Raw genomic sequence first — 22,205 nt, forward strand, 5'->3', positions numbered from 1 at the left:
CGCCCGATCCACCTTCGGTACCTCGCCGCCCTCCGCGTCGACGTACCGCCATGTTCCGTGCCCGAGAACGAACCTCTAGAGGACACCAATGACTGCCTCCGCGCCTGGGCGGCCTAAACACGGCCTGCTATCCACCATCGCCGTCTTCGCCGCCGCCTTCCTGGCGATGCTGGACCTGTCGATCAGCGCCGTCGCGATGCCGGCCATCCGCGAGGACCTGAACGCGTCGCTCGCCGGGCTGCAATGGATCTTCGACGCCTACGCGATCTCCTTCGCCAGCCTGCTGCTGGTCGGCGGGCTCATCAGCGACCGGCTCGGGCACCGTACCGGGCTGATCATCAGCCTCGGCCTGTTCGTCGCCGGATCGGCGTTGTGTGCCTTCGCCCCCAGCGTCGGCGCGCTGATCGCCGGCCGCGCGCTGCAGGGCGCGGCCGCGGCGATGCTGGTGCCGGGCAGCTTGGCGATGATCGCGCAGATCTCCAGGGACGCGGCCCACCGGGCCCGCCTGGTGGGCATCTGGAGCGGCCTGACGGGCGCGGCGATCGCGCTCGGACCGGTCGTCGGTGGCTGGCTTGTGGAGACCCTTGGCTGGCGCAGCATCTTCGGAATCAACCTGCCGGTCGGGGTCGCCGTCATAGTGCTGCTCGTCACGGTGGTGCCGGCGGCGGCCCGCAACCGGCAGGGCCGGATCGACGTGCCGGGCCTGGTGCTGGGCGCGCTGTGGTCGGCCGCCCTCGCCTACGCCGTGATCGAGGGGAACGTCCAGGGCTGGACCTCGCCGGTGATCGTGGGTGCCTTCGTGGTCGCGGCGGTGGCACTGGTCGCGTTCCTGGTCGTGGAGTTGCGGCAGACGCACCCGATGATGCCGGTACGGCTGCTCGGGCAACGCGCGTTCGCCGCAGCGAGCGTCATCTCGTTCGTCATGGGTTTCGCACTCTCCTCGTCGTTCTACTTCCTCTCACTTCTCCTGCAGGAGGTGCTCGGGTACGGCCCGCTCGGCGCCGGCCTCGGTTTCCTTCCCGCGGCCATCGCGCTCACCGTGATGGCGCCCCTCGCCGGGTGGCTGTTCGCCCGGCTCGGTGCCGCCCTGCTCGTCACCGGCGGGCTGCTGCTGGGCGCTGTCGGTCTGTTCGGCCTCACCCTCGGCGGCGTGGACACCCCCTACCTGCATCTTTCCTGGGCAGTGGCGCTGATCGGGGTCGGCTGGGGGCTGGCGCTGCCGCCCACCAACGCGGTGGCCCTGGGATCCGTGCCGCCACAGCAGGCCGGTGCCGCGTCCGGCACGGTGGAGACCGCGCTGCAGTTCGGCACGGTCGTCGGCATCGCTGTGCTCGGCACCGTGCAGGCGATCGGGCTGACCTCCGATCTGCGGGGCCGGCTCGCCGACGCTGGGCTCCCCGAGCAACTGAGCGGCGACGCCGCCGACCAGATCGCCGCCGGCCAGTCACCGGACCTGTCCAACTTCACCGGCGACCTGGAACGCGTCACCGCCGAGGCGTTCGCCCATGGGCTGCACCTGGCCTTCGTGATCGGCGCGGTCGTCGTCGGCCTGTCCGCCCTGGTCGCCCTGGTGGGTCTGCCCCGGCGCACCCGGCCCGCTCCCGACGGCGGCGAATCCTCGCCCGCGGAGCTTTCGACAGTTTCCACCACACCGTGAACACAGGACTGACGCCCTGACCCTCGACCGGAGGCCGCTGTGAGCGATCACGACCCGCCGTCACCCTTGGCCCATCACCTCTTCGAGAAGCAGGCAGCCGCCGTCGCTGAGCGTCCGGCGATCCGCGACGGCGGCCGTACCCTGTCCTACGGCACGCTCAACGAGTACGGTGACCGGCTCGCGGCGCTGTTGCGGGCGTACGGCGCGAAGCCGGAGGCCCTGGTCGGCATCTGCCTGCCACGCGGTATCGACCAGGTGGTCGCGGCCGTCGCGGCGCTGAAGTCCGGCGCCGGCTATCTTCCGGTCGATCCACAGCAGCCGGCGCTGCGGATCCGTCAGACCCTCTCGATGGCCGGTCCGGTAGCGGTCGTCACCAGCAAGCACCACGCCGGTGACCTGGACTGCCCCGAGCTGGCGGGCGTCCCGATCGTCGAACTCGACGGCGGGGTCGGCACCGACGAGCTGACGCCGACGCCGGTGCCGGCCGTCGACGCCGGCCCGGAGAACCTCGCGTACGTCGTCTTCACCTCCGGCTCCACCGGCACCCCTAAAGGCGTGCAGATCGAACACGGCTCGCTCGCGAGTTTCATCCGATGCGACATCGAAGAGTTCGAACTTACCGCGTCCGACACGGTGGCGCTGGTGGCGTCACCCGGCTTCGACGCCTCGGTGTGGGACATCTGGCCCACCCTGGCGGTCGGTGCCTGCCTGCAGACCGTGGAACCGGCGACCGTGCTGTCGCCGGAGACGTTGCGTGACTTCATCGTGGACACCGGCATCACCGTCGGATTCTTCACCACGGCGATCGCAGAGCGACTGCTCCGGCTCTCCTGGCCGGCGTCGTGCCGGCTTCGGCTACTACTCACCGGTGGCGAACAGTTGCACGTCCGGCCCGCGCCCGGCCTGCCGTTCCGTCTGGTCAACAACTACGGTCCGACCGAGACCACGGTGATCGTCACCTCCGGTCCGGTCCGCCCGGCCGGAGAAGGCGTTCCCCGGTTACCGTCCATCGGCCGTCCGTTGCCGGACGCTCACGTGTACCTGCTCGCCGAGGGTCTGCGGCCGGTCGCCGAAGACGAGGCGGGTGAGATCTTCATCGGTGGTCCCGGCGTCGCACGTGGGTATCTGAACCGCCCCGACCTGACCGAGGAGCGGTTCCTGCCCGACCCCTTCGCGGACCTGTCCGGTGCTCGGATGTACCGGACCGGTGACCTCGCCCGCCGCCGCGCCGACGGCAGTCTCGACTTCCTCGGCCGAGCCGACGACCAGGTCAAGATCCGCGGGAACCGGGTGGAGCCCGGCGAGGTGGCAGCGGTCCTGCAGGAACATCCAGCGCTGGGATCCGCGCACGTGATCGCGCAGTCGGGGGACGCGGCCGGCGACGCGTTCCTGATCGCTTACGTGACGGCCGCCGACCCGGCCGATCCCCCGCGAACAAGAGAACTGCACCGGTACCTCGCCGAGCGGCTGCCGGCGGCCCTCGTACCCCGGCATTTCGTGGCGCTCGACTCGCTGCCGATCACCGCGAACGGCAAGGTTGACCGGGCGGCCCTGCCGCCGGTCACCGCCACACGGACGGACCTGCCGAATCCGCAGGCGGCACCCAGTACCGCACTGCAGCGTCGGCTGGCGGAGATCTGGCGGGAAGTCCTCGGGGTCGCGGAGGTCGGCACCACGGACAGTTTCTTCGATCTGGGCGGGCACTCGCTGCAACTGGCCGACGTGCACCGCCGGATCACCCGCGAGCTGGCGCACGAGCTGCCCCTGATGGCCCTGTTCGAGCATCACACGATCCAGGCCCTCGCGGATCATCTCACCCGTTCCAGCGAGCAGCCGGCGGCGGCGAAACTGCGCGAGGAAACCCGGCGCGTCCGCAATTCCCCGCGCCAGAGAGCGCTGCGGCGTACGGCGGCGCAAGCGATGGAGACGCCGGCCCGGCCGTCCGCGCCGGTCGACGGGACCGGGGACGGAGACGGAGGCCGTGATGGACGCTGACATCGATGCCCTGGTAGCTGTCGTCGGCTTGGCGGGACGCTTTCCCGGGGCGCCCGACGTCGACTGGTTCTGGCGCAACGTCTGCGACGGCGTCGAGTCGGTACAGATCCACACCGCGACAACGGCCGACGGGACCGGCGAGCACTACTCCGGGTACGGCGTGCTCGACGACGGCGAGATGTTCGACGCCGCGTTCTTCGGGTATCCGCCAGGGGAAGCCCTGGTCATCGATCCCCAGCAGCGGGTCTTCCTGGAATGCGCCTATCACGCCCTGGAAGACGCGGCCTGCGACCCGGCCACCTATGACGGGCTCATCGGCGTGTACGCCGGCGGTAGCACCACCGGATACGCCGCAGCCCTGCATGCGGCCCGGAGCCGGCTGCCGTTCCTCGACGACTGGCAGATCCGCATCGCCACCGGCCCGGACTTCCTGGCCACCCGGACCGCTCACAAACTCGGCCTGCGCGGTCCCGCGATGACGGTGCAGACGGCCTGCTCGACCTCGCTGGTGGCCATCCACCTCGCGGCTCAGGCGCTCCTGGCGGGCGAGTGCGACATCGCGCTCGCTGGCGGCGCCACGGTGCACGTGCCCCGGCCGTCGAGCGGTTACACCGAGGGCGGCATCCTGGCAGCCGACGGGCACTGCCGAGCCTTCGACGCCAAGGCCACGGGTGCCGTCGGCGGCAGCGCCGTGGGCCTGGTGGTGCTGCGCCCGCTCGGCGACGCGCTTCGCGCCGGCAATCACATCCACGCGGTTCTGCGCGGCACCGCCGTCAACAACGACGGGGGTGGGAAGGTCGGCTTCACCGCGCCGAGCATCGACGGGCAAGCCCAGGTGATCCGCACCGCCCAGCTGGTCGCCGGGGTGAACGCGCGCGACGTCACCTACGTCGAGACGCACGGCACCGGGACGCCGCTGGGTGATCCGATCGAGGTCGCCGCGCTGACCCGGGCGTTCCGGGCCGATACCGACGACAGTGGCTTCTGCCGTATCGGCTCCGTCAAGACCAACGTCGGGCACACCGACGCGGCGGCCGGCGTCACCAGCTTCATCAAGGCGGTCTTCGCCGTCGAGCACGGGCTCATCCCGCCCAGCCTGCACTTCGAGGAAGCCAATCCGGAGATCGACTTCGCGACCAGCCCGTTCTCCGTCGCCACTGCCCTCGTTCCGTGGCAGCCTGACGGGCGTCCCCGACTGGCCGGAGTCAACGCCCTCGGCATCGGTGGCACCAACGCCCACGTCATCCTGGAGCAGCCGCCGGTTCCCGCACCTACGGCCGGCCGGACCGGCACACCGCAGCTCGTCGTCCTCTCCGCCCGCACTCCTGCGGCGCTGGACACCCTGAGCCGGACCCTCGCCGCACGGTTACGCGAGGACCCGGCGCTCGACCTGGCCGATGTGGCGAGGACGTTGCAGGTGGGCCGGCCCGCGCAGCCGTTCCGCCGGTTCGCGGTGTGCGACGGCGCTGCCGACGCCGCAGGAGTGTTCGCCGGCGAGGATCCCGAACGCCTGATCACCAACGACGGAAGGCCAGCCGCCCGGCCCGTCGTGTTCATGTACCCCGGGCAGGGCGGCCAGCACGTCGGCATGACCCGGGAGCTCTACGAACGCGAACCCGTGTACCGGGAGGCGATCGATGCCGCCTGCGACTACGCTGCGCCGCTTCTCGGCACTGACCTGCGCACGATCCTGTTCCCCGAGGCCGGTGACGTCGAGAAGGCCACCGAGCAGATGGCGACGATTGGTGTCGGGCAGCCGGCGGTCTTCGTCGTCGAGTACGCCTTGACCCGGCTCTGGCAGTCCTGGGGTGTCACCCCCTCGGCGGTCGTCGGCCACAGCCTCGGGGCGTACGCGGCGGCGTGCGCGGCCGCGATCCTGCCGTTGGCCGAGGCGATCAGTCTGGTCGTCACCCGGGGCCGGCTGTTGCAGGGACTGCCGGCCGGCCGGATGGCCGCAGTGCCGCTCCACGAAGAGGAGCTGATGGCGCTGCTTCCGGACGACCTCTCCGTGGGATCGGTCAACGGACCCGGTCAGTGCACGGTCACCGGCCCCGCCGCCTCGGTAGAGGCATTCACCGCCGAGCTGCGTGACCGCGGCGTCGACGCGCGCCTCCTGCGGATCTCGACCGCAGGCCATTCCGCGCTGGTGGAGCCGATAATGGCCGAGTTCGAGGCTGCGGTCAGCGCCGTTAAACCACAACCGCCGCAGGTGCGTTTCCTTTCCGACACTCTCGGCCGATGGGCGACCGGTGACGAGGCCGCCGCTGCGGCGTACTGGTCGTCACACCTGCGCCGCCCGGTGCGCTTCGATGCCGCGCTGCAGCATCTGCTCGACGATCCCAGCCAGATACTCGTCGAGGTCGGACCCGGCCGGGTGCTGAGCAGCCTCGCGCGTCAGCATCCGGCCGCCAACGGGGCCCACACGATTCTCAGCTCGCTGCCGCACCCCGCCGACCGGACTGCCGACACCCATAGCCTGCTGCACGCCGCAGGCCGGCTCTGGGCAGCCGGGGTCACCCTGGACTGGCCGAGCCTGCATCAGGATCGGACGCCTCGACTGGTCCGACTGCCGCTCTATCCGTTCGACCGCCGGCCGTACCTGGTGGAGCCGCCTGCCGCGGCCCAGCAGGCCGACGCGGGGCAGGTCATCGTCACCCCAGACGAGCCGGCTACCGAAACGTCTGCCGGCGACCCCCTGTCCGAGGAGAGCGTGGCCGGGCGAGTGAGCCAGGCAATCGGCGACGTCCTGGGCATCAACGACGTGGGCGAGCACGAGAGTTTCTTCGATCTGGGCGGAGATTCCCTGATCGCGACACGTCTGGCGGCCTGGACCAGGACGGCGTTCGGCGTGGAGTTCTCCGCCAAGGAGGTCCTGACGAACCCCACCGCCGCCCGGATCGCAGATTTGGTGGAGGAACGGATGAGCGCGATCGGAGAGGTGAGCTCTCGATGACCGGCACGACATCACCGTGGGCGCTGCTCCGGGCCCGACGCCCGGATGCCCCGACACGCCTGTACTGCTTCCCACACAGCGGAGGATCGCCTGGCGAGTACATCCGCTGGGCACAGCGGTTGCCGAGCACGGAGGTTCTGGGCATCCAGTTGCCCGGCCGCGGTTCCCGGCTGACCGAGAAGCTCTTCACCGCCGTGCCCGACCTGGTCAGTGCGCTGGTCAGCGAATTCACCTTCGCTGAGCCCTTCGTGTTCTTCGGGCACAGCCTCGGCGCGCTGGTAGCGTTCGACACCGCCCGGGAGCTGCGGGCCCGTGGCCTTCCCGGCCCGCGCCGGCTGGTGCTGTCGGCGTGCACCCCGCCGCACCACGGCCTGCAACGTGCCCCACTGCACGTGCTGCCGGACGAGGAGTTCATCGACGCGTTGAGCGAGCAGTTCGGTGGGTTGCCCCCGGCTATCCGGTCCGAACCGGAGCTGCTCGGGCTGGTGCTGCCCGCGTACCGCGCCGATCTGGAAATGTTCGAGCGTTACGAGTATGTGCCGGGCGAGCCGTTGCCGTGCCCGATAACGGTGGTCGGCGGCGCCGACGACTACATCCCGTCTGCCCTGCTGGCCGATTGGCAGCAGTACACCACCGGCGGCTTCGACCTGTACACCCTTCCCGGCGGACACTTCTACCTGCGGGATGAGCCGGCGCAGGAACAGTTGCTGCGGGTCTTGGCCCGTCACCTGGAAAAGGCGAGGTGAGAACGCGGCCGGGCGAACGGCCACCCATCACCCGAGCAGGTCCGCTAGGTTCCACAGGCATGAGCCACGATGGTCAGGTGGGCAGGGTTCGGCAGCTGTCGCGCTACCCGGTCAAGTCGATGCTGGGAGAGGATCTGGACCAGGCGTACGTGGACGAGGCTGGCATCGCCGGCGACCGGGCCTTCGCCGTGCTCGACTGTCTCACCGGCAAGGTGGCCAGCGCGAAGAACCCGCGCCTGTGGCGGGACATGCTGACGGTACGGTCCACGCTGACGCCCCCCGGCTCCACCGGCGCCCCGGCGGTCCGGTTGACCATGGCGGACGGTACGACCGAGACCGTGACGGTGACCGGCCACCGCGATCCGGCGCTGTCCAAGCTGCTGGGCCGGGATGTGCGCCTGCTCGACCGGGCCGCGCCGGGCGCGTGCATCGAGCGGATGGACCCGACCCAGGTGCGCACCGAGGACGATCTGCGCAGCGCGGAGACCGGCAGCTCTGGTCTGGCTGCCGGCGCTCCACCGGGCACGTTCTTCGACTTCGCACCCCTGCACCTGATAACGACCGCGACGCTGGCCGGCCTCGCGGCCCACTCGGGTCGGCCCGTTCACGGCCAGCGCTTCCGACCCAACATCGTCGTCGAGGTGCCCGACCCGAACGCCGGCTTCGTCGAGAACCTCTGGCCGGGCCGTCGGCTGCGGATCGGCCCCGACGTGGTCGCGGAGGTCGTCATCCCGACCCCACGGTGCGTGGTTCCGGCGCTGCGGCACGGTGAAGACGAGCCGGACATCGCGCTGCTGCAGGTGCTGAGCCGGCACAACCGCCTGCAGGCCGTCGGATCCCTGCCGTGCGCCGGGGTGTACGCGCGCCCGCTGGAGTTCGGCGTCATCAGCGCCGGCGACCCGGTCGAATTCTGCTGACCTTACACGTACGGTGGTGGAGCTGAGGGGATTCGAACCCCTGACCCCCTCGATGCGAACGAGGTGCGCTACCGGACTGCGCCACAGCCCCAGAATCGGGTGACCCGCTGCCAGACCAGCAGTGGACCGGCGACAAGGCTAACAGGTCGGGCACCCGACGCGCGAATCGATCCCGCCCGGCCGCGCTGGCCGGCCCGGCACGCATCCCGGCTCCCACCACGCCTCGACGCCGGTCAGGACCGGCCGTCGTAGCTGCGGCCGGCCTCGTAGGCGCGGCCGCGCAGGCCGCCCGTGCGGCGGTAGGAGACCGACCCGCCGACCCCACCGCTGGCCGCCGCCGGCAGGTCACGCGGCCGGTCCAGGCCCATCGCGGCGCGACGCATCACCTCCCGCTGGGCGGCGAGCCGGCGCTGCTGCTCCCGGCGGGCAGCGGCCCGTCGGGCCTGCTCACGGCGCACCTCGGCCTGCCGGGCGGCCAGCCAGGCCGCTTCCCGGGCGCGGTGCCGGCGGCGACGGCGGTCGGCGATCGCCCGGTTGCGCAGATGCACCAGGTACACGGCGAGCAGCACCGCAGTGACCGCGAAGCTGATCCAGAAGCCAGGGCCGACCACCAGCACCCCGATCAGCTCGACCAGGTTGAGCAGCAGCAAGGCGGCGAAGACCCGCCGGCGGCGAACCACCGCCGGGGTGTGCCGACGGGCTGGGGCACGGCGCGGTCGGACGCCGGCAGTCGGGACGAGCCGCAGCCGGCCGCCCCGTCGACCGGCGCCTGGTCGACCGCCGGCCGGCAGCGGAGCGGACGGATCGTTGAACGACCCGGCGTCGGACGCCGTACCACCTTCCGGACCGGCCGCGCGGCGCACGGTAAGCCGGCGGGGCGGGTTGACCGGCCGTTTCCCGGGCACGGTGCGACGACGGCGGCGGCGTTGCAGCACCCGCGCCGTCGACTGCGCCCGCTCCGCCACCAGGCGCTCGGTAGCGTCGTACCGGCGGACCAGCGCCGGTGCGAGGGCGAGCAGCCCGGCGGCGGCGAGGACGGCGAGGAGCACCGAGGTCGGCACCCTCACCCCTCCCGTCACCCCGAGGCAACCCGCCACCCATGCACGGACATGAAAGGCTTGATAGGTTGCCGTACCTTCTCGTTACTTGAGGTTACGGGCGTCCGACCAGGAATTTTGTACGCCGCGCCGACCATGGCCGGCGGTTGTGTTCAGTGGGCACTGGCCTGCAGCCGCCGCCAACGGGCCAGCAGTCCCCCTTCGACCAGCACATCCTCGCTGGTCAGGGCGTATCCGATGTGGTCACGCCAGGCACCGTCGATGTGCATGTAACGATGGTGGTAGGACTCCTCACGGAAACCCAGCTTTTCAACTACACGCCGTGACGGAATGTTCTCCGGTCGGACGTTGACCTCGATCCGGTGCAGTCCGCCAGCGGCGAAGGCATGGTCCACCGCCAGGGCCAACGCGGTCGGGATCACCCCCCGCCCGGCGACCGCCGCGTCCACCCAGTAGCCGGCGTAGCCGGAGCAGAACGCCCGCCGCACGATGTTGCCGATGTTCAGGTGACCCACCAGCCGTTCGGCACCCGCCTCGACCAGACAGACCGCGAACGGCATACTCTCACCGCGCCGCGACTGTCGACGCTGGTCACGGTAGAGGTAGCGGAACGCGTCCGGCGAGTTCAGCTCGTGCCACGGCCCCGGCGGCGCCGGCTCCCACGGGGCCAGCCAGGGCTGGTTACGCCGCCGGACCGCCGACCAGTCAGCGGCGTCACTGCGACGGTACGGGCGCAGCAGCACCGGACCGTCGGTGAGCACCACCGGCCAGCCCGGAGCCTCGTCCCCGATCACCGCTGCCGGTCCAGCAGCAACACGTCGACGGTGGACCCGGCGGCGGCGGTGGTCACCCGCTCACCGAGCACCAGCAGGCCGTTCGCCTCGGCCAGCCCGGACAGGGTGAACGGCCCGCCGGGCAGCGGCTGCACGGTGTAGCCGCCGCCGCGCCGCTCCGCGACGTTGGCCGGACGGAACTCCCGCAGGCCGACCGGCGACGACACGGTCTCCAGCAGATGGGCACGCACACTCGGCCGGAACACCGGCTCGGCACCGGCCAGCAACTGGATCACCGGCCGGGCCAGCACCTCGAACCCGACCAGTGCGGAGCCGGGCTCCCCGGGCAGGCAGACCACGGGCACCTCCTCGGCTCCGACCGTACCGAATCCGAGGGCTGTTCCGGGATAGAGCGCGACCTCGGTGAAGGTGACCGGCCCCGCGCGGCCCCCTTCCCGTCGGGAAAAGATCCGCCGGACCATGTCGCCGGGCCCGGTGCCGGTGCCGCCGGTGGTGATGATCAGATCGGCCCGCATCGCCTGATCCTCGAGCAGCCCCCGCAGCCCCTCCGGATCGTCGTCGCAGATACCCACCCGGTACGCCAGCGCGCCCACCTCGGCGACAGCGGCGGTGAGCGCGTGCGAGTTGGCATCCACCACCTGCCCTGGCTGGCTGCTGCGGCCCACGTCGACCAACTCGTCGCCGGTTGCCACGATCACCACCCGTGGGCTGGGCCGGACCACCACGTGCCCGATCCCGGTGGCGGCGAAGACCGCCACCATCGCCGGCGTCACGTAGGAGCCGGCGCGGGCCAGGACCGCCCCGGCCGGCAGTTCGTCGCCGGCCCGCCGCAGCCCTGACCCGCGCCGGGGCACCTGGAAGATCTCCACCGCGGCCATGCCCTGATCGGTCCAGTCGATCGGCACCACCACGTCGGCGGCGATCGGCAACGGCGCCCCGGCCGCCACCGAGAAGCAGGTGCCCGGGGTCAGCCGGACCGGCCGCCAGCTCGCCGCGCCCAGGTCGCCCACCACGTTGAGGCGCACCGAGCGGGGTACGCCCGGGGTCGCCGACCGGCTGGCCGGGATCACCTTGCTCCCCCGGCCGGCCGAGGCGATGTCCTCCCAGCGTGCCGCGTAGCCGTCGATGACGGCCTGGTCGAACGCGGGAAAGGCATGCGGTGCCACGACATCCTCAGCGAGGAGGTTGCCGTGCGCCTGGGTCAGGTCGAGGTCGAGCGGCGGCAGCGGCCGAATCCTGCGCAGCACACTGCCCAGGTATTCGGCGAGCGGCGTCAGCTCGTTGAAGGCCGCCTCGGCACCGGCCGTCGCGGTCATGTAGAGGGCACCCCTGGCGTGTCGGCCACGAACTCCTTCAGCCACGCCCGGAACTCGTCACCAAGCCCTTCCCGCTGACAGGCGATCTGCACCACGGCCTGCAGGTAGCCCAGCGGTGCCCCGGTGTCGTAGCGGGTGCCCCGGTAGACGATGCCGTGCACCGGTGTCCCCTCGGCCAGCAGCATCGCCATCGCGTCGGTCAGCTGAATCTCGCCGCCGCTGCCCGGCTTGGTCCGCTTGATCGCCTCGAAGATGCTCGGTGGCAGCACGTAGCGGCCCAGCACCGCGAGGTTGCTCGGCGCATCCTCGGCCGACGGCTTCTCCACCAGCCCGGTCACCCGGACGATGTCGGCACCGTTCTGCACCGACTCGGCGGCCGGTTCGACCGACGCGATGCCGTACCGCTTGGTTTCGGCCGGCGGCACCTCCATGAAGGCCAGCACGATCCCGCCGGCTCGGGCCTGCAGGTCGATCATGGCCGGCAGCAGCGGGTCGTTCTCGTCGACGAACTCGTCGCCGAGCAGCACCGCGAACGGTTCGTTGCCGACGTGGCTCTGCGCGCAGCCCACCGCGTGGCCCAGTCCGAGCGGCTCGTGCTGGCGGCAGGTGTAGATCTCGGCCAGCTCGCTCGGCCGCCGGATCGCGGCCAGCCGCTCCTGGTCGCCCTTGTCGGCGAGCCGGCCTTCCAGGTAGGGCTGCCGGTCGAAGTGGTCGACCATGGAGGTCTTGCCCCGGCCGGTGATCAGCAGTACGTCGTTGATCCCGGCGGCGGTGGCCTCCTCGACGATGTACTGCAGGACCGGCCGGTCGACCAGTGGGAGAAGTTCCTTCGGCACGGCCTTGGTGGCCGGCAGGAACCGGGTGGCGAGCCCGGCGGCGGGGATGACCGCCTTCACCGCCCGCTGATCCGCGTTGGCGGTGGGGGTCGTTGCTGGGGTGGCTGCATGCTCCGACATGCCGCGAGACTATCGGCCACGGGTCTGTCGCGGCGGGTGTGGCCCGAAAGACGCGCCGCCACCGCGCGGCGGTCCGCCCTCTTGGGTGGCCGCGCCGCCGCCCGCCGGTACCCGGGTCGACCGGGCCGGCGCCCGGTCAGCGACGTGGAAAGTGTCCCGGCCAGCCGCTTTCGCGGCATACAGCGCGTCGTCGGCGGCGTCGAGGACCTCCTCGCCGTCGCCGGCGTGGTCCGGGTAGACGGCAATGCCGATCGATACCGTTACCGACACGGTGGCGTGTGCCCGCCGGCCGGCCCCAGCGTACGGCTCGACCCGGATCGGGCGGTCGCGGATCGCGGCACAGAGCCGCTCCGCGACGGTGGCCGCGCCACGGACGTCGGTCTCCGGCAACAGCACCACGAACTCCTCGCCGCCCTGCCGGAAGGCCAGGTCCACCTCACGGATCTCGGCGCGGATCCGGCGGGCGAACTCGACCAGGACGCTGTCCCCGGCCGCGTGCCCGTACGTGTCGTTGATGTCCTTGAACCGGTCCAGGTCGAGCACGAGTACGGCGAGCATCCGACCGAACCGGTTGGCCCGTTCGATCTCCCGGTGGATCGACTCTCGCAGGTGCCGGTAGTTCCACAGCCCGGTCAGCGGGTCGGTCACCGACAGCCGCTCGGCCTCCTTGTGCATCCGTACGTTGTTGACCGCCACCGCCGCATGCCCGGCGAAGGTCCGCAGCGTCATCAGATCGGCGTCGTCGAACTCGTCGCCGCCGAGCCGGTCGTAGACGGCCAGCACCCCGAACGCGGCGGGCGCGCCCGGACCATGCCGGCCGGGGGCGCGCTGCCCACCCGCCCCGGGCACCCCCACGCCGAGCTCATCGGTCCAGTTCGGCACCGAGAAGGGCACCGCGACATAGGTCCGGCAGGCCGGCTCGTACGCCGACAGGGCAGGACCGTCGCGTTCGATCCGTCCCCGTTTCGGCTGACCACTGACGGCCACCGTGCCGAGCAGTCCACTGCCGAGCGGTACGTGCAGCGTCCCGTCCGGGCTCACCTGGCTGGCGGCCGCGGCCGGTCCCGCCAGCTGGTCGGCCGCCGGGCCGGTGCCGGCCGTGGTCGCCGCCGGGCCGGTGCCGGACGACGTGGCCGCCGGGCCGGTGCCGGACGGGGTCGTCCGGTTGGACGACTGGCCGACCAGTACCCCGGCCGCCGGGTCTAGCACCAGTACGGCACCGTCCCGCGCCCCGGTCGCGGCCAGCGCGGTCTGCAGAATCACCCGCAGGATGCGCTGCAGATCGTGGGTGCTCGACAGGGTGTCGCCCAGGATCGTCAGCTGGCCGCGCAGCTGGTCCCGGCTCGCGGTCAGGGCCTGCACGTACGCCTGCGCCTCGCGGGTCATCCGGTTGAAGATGGTGGCGAGCTCGCTCACCTCGTCCGAGCCGCGTACCGGGACCCGGGCGGCCAGGTCACCGTCGACCACCCGGCTCGCGGCGTCGGCGAGCTCGGCCAGTGGCTGCGTGGTGGACCGGGCCAGCCACCAGGCGGCGACCACCGCGAGCAGTCCTGCCAGGACGACCGTCGCCACCAGCACCGCGTACAGACCGGACAGCTGGTCCCGGGGGGTGGACAGCACCATCGGCAACAGCTGGCCGTCGTCCGGGCCGAGCCGGCGCACCTGCCGGCCGCCGTCGGTCCAGCTGGTCCCGCCGTCGGCGAGCCGGCCGGCGGTGGCCACCACGTTGCCCCGCACCTCGGACGGCTCGGTGCTGTGCACCACCGTGGCCCGGTCGGTGTCGGCGAGCAGGGTGATGCCCACGCCGGTCGACGCGGCGAGCCGGGCGACGAGGTCGGCGTCCAGCAGCTTGACCGCTGACACCTGACCGACCAGGGCACCGTTCTCGTCCCGGACCTCGGCGAACGCCGCGAGGGTCGGCATCGCCCCGCTGCCACCGGTGCCGTCCGGCGCGGGTACCGTCGCCGACCCGGTGCCGTCCGGCGACCCGGTGCCGGTGTCCGCCGATGGCGCCTGCCCCGACTGTCCACTACCGGTGCTGCCACTTCCACCGTTGTCGTCCCGCCCGCTCGCACAGTCGACCCAGGGCGCCGACGGCGGGTCGGCGGTGGCCACGATCGACGCACCGTCCGGGCCGATCACCTGGACCGCGGAGGCGAGGCCACGGGCCACCGCCTGGTCTGCGGCAACGGCCAGTCGGGCCGGATCGGGCAGCAGCAGAGCCACCGCGCCCGCAGCAGCCTCCAGCTGGCTGCACAGCGCGTTGACCGAAGTGCCGACGCTGGCGGTGGCCAGGTCGAGGCGTTCGGTGGAACGGCTCTGCCCGACCGCCGCGACGGTCGCGCCGACGAAGAACGCCCCGAGCAGGACCGGCCCGAGCACGACCGTGAGGAAAGCGGTGGTCAACCGTCCGCGCAGGGTCACGCTTCCCCCAGAGGATTCTGCACCTGATGGTGCGATGCTGACACAAGCCAGATATTCCGCAGCGGTTGCCACCAGGAGTGTTGAGTGTCGGATTTTCCCGATGGAGCGAACGCCTGTCCATCGATCAAGGACAGACTCCGTTCTGACATTCTCGCCCAGCGGCGCAAGCTGACGTCCGATCAGCTCACCCTGGCCGGTAGCCGGGTCAGGGCCACCGTACGTCAGCTGATCGATCTGGTCAGGCCGGCGCAGGTCGCCGGGTACCTGCCGATCGGCAGCGAACCCGGTGGTCCGGGGCTCGCCGGCCTGCTCGCCGAGGCGGTCGGCGGACCAGACCGGGTGCTGCTGCCGGTCCTGCTGCCCGACCGGGACCTCGACTGGGCCCGGTTCGACGGGCCGGATCCGACCGGTACGTCGGGCCAGGACGGCACCTCCGGCCAGGCCGGCGCGTCCGGCCGGACAGGCACCTCCGACCGGACAGGCACCGTTGGACTGCGGCAACCGGCCGGTCCCCGGCTGGGCCGCGCGGCGGTGGCCGACGTCGAGCTCGTCGTGGTGCCGGCCCTCGCCGTCGACCACCACGGCGTACGGCTGGGTCGTGGTGGCGGCTCCTACGACCGGGCGCTCGCCCGGGTGCCCGGTGGCGTACCGGTGGTCGCCCTGCTGCACGACGGCGAGCTGCTGCCGCAGGTCCCGGCCGAGCCGCACGACCGACCGGTGTCAGCGGTGATCACACCGTCGGAGGTGCGCTGGTTCACTCCCGCACGGTGAGCTCTGCCGCTTCCCGCTGGACGTAGTGGGGTCCGATGGCGGATCATTGGCACTCGAATGGGTTGAGTGCCAGATGGCCTAGCCAGTGTCGGAGGAGACCGTGCCTACGTACCAGTACGCCTGCACCGCGTGCGGACACCAGCTCGAGGCGGTGCAGTCGTTCACCGACGAACCACTGCGCGACTGCCCGTCGTGCACCGGGCGACTTCGCAAGGTGTTCAACTCGGTGGGCATCGTCTTCAAGGGCTCCGGCTTCTACCGGACCGACTCGCGCAGCGGCCAGGGCGGCGGCTCGACCAACGGTTCCTCGGCGCCGTCGTCGGACAAGCCCGCGGAGAAGAAGGACGCCGCGGCGTCCTCCGGCGGCAAGACCGACAGCGGCAGCAAGACCGACAGCGGTGGCAGCTCGTCGAACAGTTCCGGCGGCACCTCGACGTCCGGCGGCTCGACCAAGGCACCTGCCGCAGCGGGATCGACGAACAGCTGACCCGGACCGACGGCGGGCAGAGCGACTCGTCAGCTCCAGTGCGGTGGACGCTCGGCCAACAACCAGGCGTCGTCCGAGCTGGTGGTCCGCTCGCCCCAGCCCAGGTCGGTGTCGTCGCTGGTCTGCTCGGGCAGCAGCGGCGCGTCGTCGTCGCTCAGGTCGACGAGACGATCGTCGTCACCACGGCCGTCCGGCACGGTGAGGCCGGTCACCGCTCATCCGTTGTTCGCACCCCACCAGGTTACCGTCCCGGCCGGTGAGCCGTTGGAGCCCGGCACCGCGCTGGCCGAGCCATCGGAGCGGGCCGGTGAATTGATAGCGTCGTCTGTCGTGACCACAGATGACGGCGCGGGCGACGACGCGTACTGGCGGCGCCCGGACCCGGACGCCCCCGGCGGTGTCTCCGGGCCGCCACGGGCGAGCGGTCCGGGGATCCCAGGTGAGTCGGCCGGACCGGACGGGTCGGCCGGTGCCGGGCCGGTCGGCTACAGCGGGCCACCGGTCGGCAGTCCGCCGCCGCCCGGCTGGCGTCCGCCGGTGGTGGTCAATCCGGCTCCGCCCGGCACGCTGCCGCCGCAGGACCTGGCGGCGCTCGACGGTGCGGAGCGCAACGCCCGTACGGTCACCTACGGCGTCGGCATGATCGCTGCCGCTGTCATGATCATCCTGACTTGTCTGCTCTGCTCCCGGCTGGTGTTCTGACCGTCTGCTCCCGGCTGGTGTTCCGACCGGCGAACCTGGCACAGGCGCACCGCGCGGCAACCACCCGAACCCGCTGTGGCCACCGCCACGATGCCCATGGTTCTATCTTGTACCGCGCCCACCTGCGTGTTTCGATGGACAGATGCCGGCCGAGGAGGAGTTGCGCAGCCGGGGTCTGCGGGTCACCCGGCCACGGCTCGCCGTCCTCGACGTGCTCGCGCAAGGCGGGCATCTCGGCGTGGACGACATCGCCCGCCAGGTGCGCAGCCGCATCGACTCGGTCTCCACCCAGGCGGTCTACGACGTGCTGAACGTCTTCGCCGAAGCCGGTCTGGCCCGGCGAATCGAGCCGGCCGGTGGCGCGGCCCGCTACGAGCGACGCACTGGGGACAACCACCATCACGTGGTCTGCCGCGAGTGCGGCGTGGTCGGGGACGTCGACTGCGCGGTCGGCGCCGCGCCATGCCTGGAGCCGACCGCCGACCACGGATTCGTGATCGACGAGGCGGAAGTCACCTTCTGGGGGTTGTGTCCCGACTGTCAGGCGAGGGCGGCCCGGTGACTGCCGACGACGACCTCGGGCTGTTCGGGCCCGGATCGGTCACCTGGCGGGTGCACGACGAGCCGATTCTCGTCGTCGCCGGGCTACGCAGCCTGTACCTGCAGGCGCTGCACCCGAGGGCGATCGCCGGGGTGGTGCAGAACTCGAGCTACCGAAGCGACCCGTTCGGCCGGCTGGTGCGCACGTCCACCTACGTTGCGACCACGGTCTGGGGCACCACCGCCGAGGCGGACGCCGCCGCCGCCCGGATCCGCCGGCTGCACGCCCGGCTGCGGGCCACCGACCCGTCCACCGGCACCGAGTTCCGCGTCGACGAGCCCGATCTGCTGCGCTGGGTCCACGTCGCCGAGGTCGAGTCGTTCCTGGACACCGCCACCCGCGCCGGCCTGCGGCTGACCCCGGCCGAGGTGGACCGCTACTACGCCGAGCAACGGCGCAGCGCGGCACTGGTCGGTCTCGACCCGGACAGCGTCCCCGGCAGCGCGGCCGATGTCGACGCGTACTACCGAGCGGTCCGACCGGACCTGCGGATGACCCGCGAGGCGGCCGACACCGCGCTGTTCCTCACCGCCCCGCCGGTACCCGGTCAGCTCAGTCTGCCGTGGCGGCTCGGGTTGGGTTTCGGCCCGCCCCGGCTGGCGTACCTGGGTGTAGCGGCCACCGCGATCGGCCTGCTGCCGGCCTGGGCCCGGCGCATGTACGGCGGCCTTGGCCTGCCGACCACCGACCTCTGCGCGGCGGTCGCCGCCCGGGGCCTGCGGTTGGCGTTGCGGGCGGTGCCGCGCAACCTGGTGGAGGGACCGATCCGCGCCGCCGCGCGCGACCGGGCAGAACGGGCCGCCGCGCGCGACCGGGCAGAACGGGCCGCCGCGCGCGACCGGGCAGAACGGGCCGCCGCGCGCGACCGGGCAGAACGCGCCGCCGCGCGCGACCGGGCAGAACGCGCCGCCGCCCCGGTCACTCCTGCGGCGTACGCGGCTGCGGTGGCGCCGTGAGCAGCCGCTCGACGGCGGCCCACTGCTGCTGCTCCGGGTAGCCGTCGCCGGCCGGGCACACCCGCCGGTAGTCGCACCAACCGCAGAGCGTGCCCGGCGACGCCGGAAACGCCTCGTCCGGGTCTGCGCCGTCGGCGACGGCCCGCTCCGCACCGGTGATGTCCCGGGCCGTCGCCTCCGCCCGGGTGACCTGCCGGTCCAGCGACTCGCTGCTGTGTTCGAAGGAGCTCACCGTACCGGTCGGCAGATGGTGCAGCTCCACCCGCCGGCAGGGCCGGCGGAAGACCCGCTGCGCGGCGTACGCGTAGAGCGCGAGCGCCTGCGAGCCACGCGCGTCGTCGGACGTCAGCCCCGCCCGTCCGGTCTTGTAGTCGACGATCACCGCCTCCGGACCGTCCGGGCCGGTCCGGGCGTCGATCCGGTCGGCCCGACCGTTGAAGGCCAGCACCGACGTCTTCGCCGCCACCACCCGTTCGACACCGAGCGGCTCGACGGTCGGGTCGAGCTGGTCCAGGTACGCCTCCAGCCACTGCAGGGCCTGCCGGTACGCGGCGCGTTCCTGCTCCTCGTCGCGGTACCCGTCACGCACCCAGGTGCCCTTGAGCAGGGCTGCCGCCGCCTCTGGGTGGCGCTGCTCCACCGGGCGGGCGAACCAGGCCCGCAGCGCGGTGTGCACGCTGGCGCCGAGTGAGTTGTGCGCCCACGGCGGGCCTTTGGGCGGCGCCGGCCGGTCAACGTAGCTGTAGCGGTAGCGACGGGGACAGTCCGCGAACGCGGCCAGCTTGCTCGGCGTACAGACGAAGAGCCGCTCGGGCATGCCGTCGAAACCGAGCTGCTCGGCCTGGGCGGGACGGGCGCCCTTGGCCGGACGGGCGGCGCCGGAGGGCCGCCGGCCCGACGGGGAGGAAGGTCGGGACACGTCCCCGATCCTGCCACGGGACCGCCGACGGTCAGCCGGCGGCTACGTAGGAGCGGACGAAGGCGGCGACGGCGTCGGCGATCAACTGGACGGCGATCGCGGCGAGCAGCAGGCCGGCGATCCGGGTCAGCACCTCGATGCCGCCCGGCCGGAGCACCTTGACGATGCCGCCGGAGAACCGCAACGTCAGCCAGACCACCACCATCACCGCGACGATGCCGAGCGCGATCGCCAGATAGTCGGCGGCGGTCTCGGCACGCTGCACGAACAGCATGGTCGCCACGATCGCGCCCGGACCAGCCAGCAGCGGGGTGCCCAGCGGGACCAACGCGATGTTGGACGTCGACTGCTGGCCCGGGTCGTCGGCCTTGCCGGTGAGCAGTTCCAGCGCCACCAGAATGAGCAACAGTCCTCCGGCGGCCTGCAGCGCCGGCAACTCGATGTGCAGGTAGGCGAGCAGCGTCTGCCCGGCGACCGCGAAGACCACGATCACGCCGAGGGCCAGCGCCACCGCTTGCCAGGCGGCCCGACGGCGTTCCCGGACCGGCAACGCTCCGGTGAGCGCGAGGAAGATCGGCACCATGCCGGGCGGATCGGTGATCACCAGCAGGGTCACGAAGACCTCGCCGAACAGCTTGAAGTCCACCAGGTCAACCTAGTGACCGACGAATCGCCGGCCCGGACCGGTCCGGACCCGGGTCCTGGTCGGGGTCCGGACCCGGGTCCTGGTCGGGGTCCGGACCCGGGTCCTGGTCGGGGTCCGGACCCGGGTCCTGGTCGGGGTCCGGACCGGGTCCTGGTCGGGGTCAGATCAGATCGGTGGTACGCCGTGTGCCGCCGCGACCAGCCGTTCGTACGCTGCCGGGGCGGTGGTGTACTCGCCCAACCGGACCGTCTTGTGGCTGCCGTGGTAGTCGGAGGAACCGGTCGCGACCAGCCCGAGCTCATCGGCGAGCCGGCGTACGTGTGCCCGCTGGTCCGGCCGGTGATCGGAGTGGTCGGCCTCCAGGCCGGTCAGCCCGGCCGCTGCCAGGTCGGCGATCATGCTGTCCGGCACGGTCCGTCCTCGCTTGGTCGCGGCCGGGTGGGCGAAGACCGTGACCCCGCCTGCCTCGTGGACCAGCCGGACGGCGGTGAAGACGTCGAGGTCGTCCTTGGGCAGCCGGTAACGCTGGCCGAGCCATTCCGGCCGGAACGCCTCGTCGGTGTCGGCGACCAGGCCGGCCCGGATCAGGGCCTGGGCGATGTGCGGCCGGCCGACGGAGCCGCCAGCGGCGTAGCCGAGCACCGCGTCCCAGCTGATGTCGAAGCCGTCGGCGCGCAGCTGATCGACGATGCGCTCGCCGCGTACCGTCCGGGCTGCCCGGATCCGGTCCAGCTCGGCGGTCAACGGGCCGTAGGTCGGATCGAACAGGTAGCCGAGCAGGTGCAGCGGGATGGACGGCTCGGTCCCGTACCACCGGCAGGAGATCTCGGCGCCGCGGATCAGGGTGAGCCCGGCCGGGCGGGCCGCAGCCGCCGGTGCCCAGCCGGCGGTGGTGTCGTGGTCGGTGAGCGCCAGCACCGCGAGACCTGCGGCGGCGGCCTGCCGGACCAGGTCCGCCGGGTCGACCGTGCCGTCGCTGGCGGTGGAATGGGTGTGCAGGTCGATCCGGCTGTCGACGGTCATCTGCGGTCCGGGGCACCGGCGACCAGCACCGGTTCGGCGTCGATGGCGGCCGAGGTCGGTACGGCGATGTGCTCTACCGCACCACCCTGGCCGGCGCTGATCCGGTCCACGTTGATCTGGACCAGCTGGTCGGCGCCGGCAGCGTGCACCACGCTGTCATGATCCACCCAGACGGTGCTGCCGGCAAGCCGCTGCCCGGCTTCCCGCACCGCGCCGATCTGGTCGTCGAAGACCTGGTTCAGGTCTACGAGCAGGGCCAGCTCGGGCTCGCTGGCCACCCGCGCGTCCGCGACCCCGTTGGCCACCAGCCACCTGCCGTCCGCGGAGACCGCTCCCCGGCCGTCGCCGGTCAACGGCACCGTGCAGGCGGTCTTCACCGCGGTGAGGTCTTGTTCGATGTCCAGCAGGGCCAGGCAGGGACCGCCGGACGCGTCGTGCACCTGAGCGACGACGGTCTGCCCGTCCGGCAACACGCCGTACACGACGCTGGCGGTCTCACTCCAGCTGGTCCGGGACTCACCCTGGCCGGGCCGCCAGACGCCGTAGCCGCGGCGCCGCTCGCCGCCGCCGTCGCGTTCCAGCAGTACGGCGTCGCCGGCGAAGCCGACCGGCCGGCTCTGCTCCGGTGCTCGACCGCGTCTGGTGCCGGCCAGCTCGCCGTGCACTACTGAAGCCACCGCCAACTCGGCGCCGTGCAGCCAGGCGATCCGGGTCCCGACCGGATCGACCGCGACCGCGTCGACACCGGCCAGCACCACTTGCGGGGTGGTGTCGGGTGCCACGAACCACACTCCGGCCGCACCGTCGGCCGATGTCTCGGTAACGACGAGCCAACCGTCCGTCAACCGGCTGGCCTGGGCGACGCCACCGACCTGAGCGAGGTCCATCCGTTGGCCGTCGACGGTGTGCAGTTCGCCGGCCACCACGAGGTCGACCGGGGGTGCCTGGGTGGCGGCCAGCGGTTGACTGCGCAGGTCCTCACTGAACGGCAGCGGGGCAGCCGGAGCGGCCGGGGTGCTCGCTGCGACGTCCTCGCCGGTCACCATCAGCGGTTCAGCAAGGGCCGGCGGTTCCGAGCTGTCAACGAGCAGCAGATGGCCACCGGCCACGCCGGCAGTGGCGAACAGGCAGAGACAGAACGCCGCAGCAGCTCCGTTGCGGGCCCGACGAGTCCGGCGGGCCCGGCGCATCGCACGGTCGGCGAGATCGGCGACCGCAGGCGGGTCAACGGCCTGGTCGCTCAGACACTGCCGCAGCGCTCGCTCAAGGTCGTCGGTCGCCACG

The 22,205-nt window shown here is 72.1% G+C and carries 19 protein-coding genes, 1 tRNA gene and 1 pseudogene; 10 read left to right on the forward strand and 11 right to left on the reverse strand.

The genetic code is table 11. The annotated features are described in order from the left end of the window. The first annotated feature begins 88 nt into the window (after window positions 1-88). From O7629_RS22420 to O7629_RS22440, 5 genes are all read left to right on the forward strand, one after another. Window positions 89-1,657: an MFS transporter gene (locus O7629_RS22420; protein WP_278171549.1), complete on the forward strand. Its 1,569-nt coding sequence runs from the start codon at window positions 89-91 to the stop codon at window positions 1,655-1,657. A gap of 39 nt (window positions 1,658-1,696) precedes the next feature. Continuing rightward, the gene (locus tag O7629_RS22425; protein WP_278171550.1) at window positions 1,697-3,652 is read left to right on the forward strand and encodes a non-ribosomal peptide synthetase; all 1,956 of its coding nucleotides are present in this window, start codon (window positions 1,697-1,699) and stop codon (window positions 3,650-3,652) included. Next, window positions 3,642-6,605, forward strand: coding sequence for a type I polyketide synthase (locus O7629_RS22430; protein ID WP_278171551.1), 2,964 nt, complete (start codon window positions 3,642-3,644; stop codon window positions 6,603-6,605). The genes O7629_RS22425 and O7629_RS22430 overlap by 11 nt, the downstream gene beginning before the upstream one ends. Further along, on the forward strand, window positions 6,602-7,351 hold the full coding sequence (locus tag O7629_RS22435) for an alpha/beta fold hydrolase (protein WP_278171552.1): 750 nt from the start codon (window positions 6,602-6,604) through the stop codon (window positions 7,349-7,351). The genes O7629_RS22430 and O7629_RS22435 overlap by 4 nt, the downstream gene beginning before the upstream one ends. A gap of 77 nt (window positions 7,352-7,428) precedes the next feature. Further along, complete coding sequence (locus O7629_RS22440) at window positions 7,429-8,268, forward strand: MOSC domain-containing protein (protein ID WP_278171554.1); 840 nt, start codon at window positions 7,429-7,431, stop codon at window positions 8,266-8,268. Window positions 8,269-8,282: 14 nt separating this feature from the next. Here O7629_RS22440 and O7629_RS22445 read toward each other — a convergent pair. The 6 genes from O7629_RS22445 to O7629_RS22470 form a co-directional block, all read right to left on the reverse strand. Beyond that, window positions 8,283-8,359, reverse strand: a tRNA-Ala gene (locus O7629_RS22445). Window positions 8,360-8,501: 142 nt separating this feature from the next. Further along, a complete protein-coding gene (locus O7629_RS22450) occupies window positions 8,502-9,329 on the reverse strand; it encodes a hypothetical protein (RefSeq protein WP_278171556.1) in 828 nt (275 codons plus the stop codon). Window positions 9,330-9,478: 149 nt separating this feature from the next. Next, window positions 9,479-10,120 (reverse strand): GNAT family protein, encoded by a 642-nt coding sequence (locus O7629_RS22455; protein ID WP_123605699.1) that lies wholly within the window; start codon window positions 10,118-10,120, stop codon window positions 9,479-9,481. Further along, window positions 10,117-11,436 carry a gephyrin-like molybdotransferase Glp gene (gene glp / locus O7629_RS22460; protein ID WP_278171558.1) on the reverse strand — a complete coding sequence of 440 codons (1,320 nt, stop codon included), beginning with the start codon at window positions 11,434-11,436 and terminating at the stop codon, window positions 10,117-10,119. Before glp ends, O7629_RS22455 begins: the two co-directional genes overlap by 4 nt. Next, window positions 11,433-12,392, reverse strand: a complete 960-nt coding sequence (locus O7629_RS22465; RefSeq protein WP_278171559.1) for a UTP--glucose-1-phosphate uridylyltransferase — start codon at window positions 12,390-12,392, stop codon at window positions 11,433-11,435. Before O7629_RS22465 ends, glp begins: the two co-directional genes overlap by 4 nt. 9 nt (window positions 12,393-12,401) lie before the next feature. After that, complete coding sequence (locus O7629_RS22470; RefSeq protein ID WP_278171561.1) at window positions 12,402-14,816, reverse strand: diguanylate cyclase; 2,415 nt, start codon at window positions 14,814-14,816, stop codon at window positions 12,402-12,404. Window positions 14,817-14,900: 84 nt separating this feature from the next. On the opposite strand from O7629_RS22470, the gene O7629_RS22475 reads away from it, so the two are divergent. Both O7629_RS22475 and O7629_RS22480 read left to right on the forward strand, forming a co-directional pair. Continuing rightward, entirely contained in the window at window positions 14,901-15,587 is a 687-nt protein-coding gene (locus tag O7629_RS22475; RefSeq protein ID WP_278171563.1) for a 5-formyltetrahydrofolate cyclo-ligase, read from the forward strand. 100 nt (window positions 15,588-15,687) lie between these two features. Continuing rightward, the gene (locus O7629_RS22480; RefSeq protein WP_278171564.1) at window positions 15,688-16,074 is read left to right on the forward strand and encodes an FmdB family zinc ribbon protein; all 387 of its coding nucleotides are present in this window, start codon (window positions 15,688-15,690) and stop codon (window positions 16,072-16,074) included. A 29-nt stretch (window positions 16,075-16,103) separates the two neighbouring features. Here O7629_RS22480 and O7629_RS22485 read toward each other — a convergent pair whose 3' ends face one another. Further along, entirely contained in the window at window positions 16,104-16,286 is a 183-nt protein-coding gene (locus O7629_RS22485; protein WP_278171565.1) for a hypothetical protein, read from the reverse strand. A gap of 118 nt (window positions 16,287-16,404) precedes the next feature. Between O7629_RS22485 and O7629_RS22490 the strand changes: the two genes are divergently transcribed. From O7629_RS22490 to O7629_RS22500, 3 genes and pseudogenes are all read left to right on the forward strand, one after another. Next, on the forward strand, window positions 16,405-16,776 hold the full coding sequence (locus tag O7629_RS22490) for a translation initiation factor 2 (protein ID WP_278171566.1): 372 nt from the start codon (window positions 16,405-16,407) through the stop codon (window positions 16,774-16,776). 142 nt (window positions 16,777-16,918) lie between these two features. Then, entirely contained in the window at window positions 16,919-17,338 is a 420-nt protein-coding gene (locus O7629_RS22495; protein ID WP_278171567.1) for a Fur family transcriptional regulator, read from the forward strand. Continuing rightward, window positions 17,335-18,174 (forward strand): annotated as a pseudogene (locus O7629_RS22500) (oxygenase MpaB family protein); the annotation flags it as partial. The gene O7629_RS22495 and the pseudogene O7629_RS22500, both read left to right, overlap by 4 nt. 121 nt (window positions 18,175-18,295) lie before the next feature. On the opposite strand, the gene O7629_RS22505 reads toward O7629_RS22500, so the two are convergent. The 4 genes from O7629_RS22505 to O7629_RS22520 form a co-directional block, all read right to left on the reverse strand. Further along, the gene (locus O7629_RS22505; RefSeq protein ID WP_278174636.1) at window positions 18,296-19,150 is read right to left on the reverse strand and encodes a PD-(D/E)XK nuclease family protein; all 855 of its coding nucleotides are present in this window, start codon (window positions 19,148-19,150) and stop codon (window positions 18,296-18,298) included. Between the two features lie 133 nt (window positions 19,151-19,283). Continuing rightward, the gene (locus tag O7629_RS22510; RefSeq protein ID WP_278171569.1) at window positions 19,284-19,898 is read right to left on the reverse strand and encodes a MarC family protein; all 615 of its coding nucleotides are present in this window, start codon (window positions 19,896-19,898) and stop codon (window positions 19,284-19,286) included. Window positions 19,899-20,063: 165 nt separating this feature from the next. After that, window positions 20,064-20,921 (reverse strand): PHP domain-containing protein, encoded by an 858-nt coding sequence (locus O7629_RS22515; protein ID WP_278171570.1) that lies wholly within the window; start codon window positions 20,919-20,921, stop codon window positions 20,064-20,066. Continuing rightward, a complete protein-coding gene (locus tag O7629_RS22520) occupies window positions 20,918-22,204 on the reverse strand; it encodes a hypothetical protein (protein ID WP_278171572.1) in 1,287 nt (428 codons plus the stop codon). The genes O7629_RS22515 and O7629_RS22520 overlap by 4 nt, the downstream gene beginning before the upstream one ends. Window position 22,205 lies beyond the last annotated feature (1 nt).

The organism is Solwaraspora sp. WMMD792 (assembly GCF_029626105.1).
GTDB lineage: Bacteria > Actinomycetota > Actinomycetes > Mycobacteriales > Micromonosporaceae > Micromonospora_E.

Bases quoted from the DNA above. Each gene is read 5' to 3' on its own strand.
- glp (WP_278171558.1), bottom strand. From the start codon at position 11,436: ATGACCGCGACGGCCGGTGCCGAGGCGGCCTTCAACGAGCTGACGCCG.
- O7629_RS22435 (WP_278171552.1), top strand. From the start codon at position 6,602: ATGACCGGCACGACATCACCGTGGGCGCTGCTCCGGGCCCGACGCCCG.
- O7629_RS22505 (WP_278174636.1), bottom strand. From the start codon at position 19,150: ATGCCCGAGCGGCTCTTCGTCTGTACGCCGAGCAAGCTGGCCGCGTTC.
- O7629_RS22420 (WP_278171549.1), top strand. From the start codon at position 89: ATGACTGCCTCCGCGCCTGGGCGGCCTAAACACGGCCTGCTATCCACC.
- O7629_RS22465 (WP_278171559.1), bottom strand. From the start codon at position 12,392: ATGTCGGAGCATGCAGCCACCCCAGCAACGACCCCCACCGCCAACGCG.
- O7629_RS22515 (WP_278171570.1), bottom strand. From the start codon at position 20,921: ATGACCGTCGACAGCCGGATCGACCTGCACACCCATTCCACCGCCAGC.
- O7629_RS22430 (WP_278171551.1), top strand. From the start codon at position 3,642: ATGGACGCTGACATCGATGCCCTGGTAGCTGTCGTCGGCTTGGCGGGA.
- O7629_RS22495 (WP_278171567.1), top strand. From the start codon at position 16,919: ATGCCGGCCGAGGAGGAGTTGCGCAGCCGGGGTCTGCGGGTCACCCGG.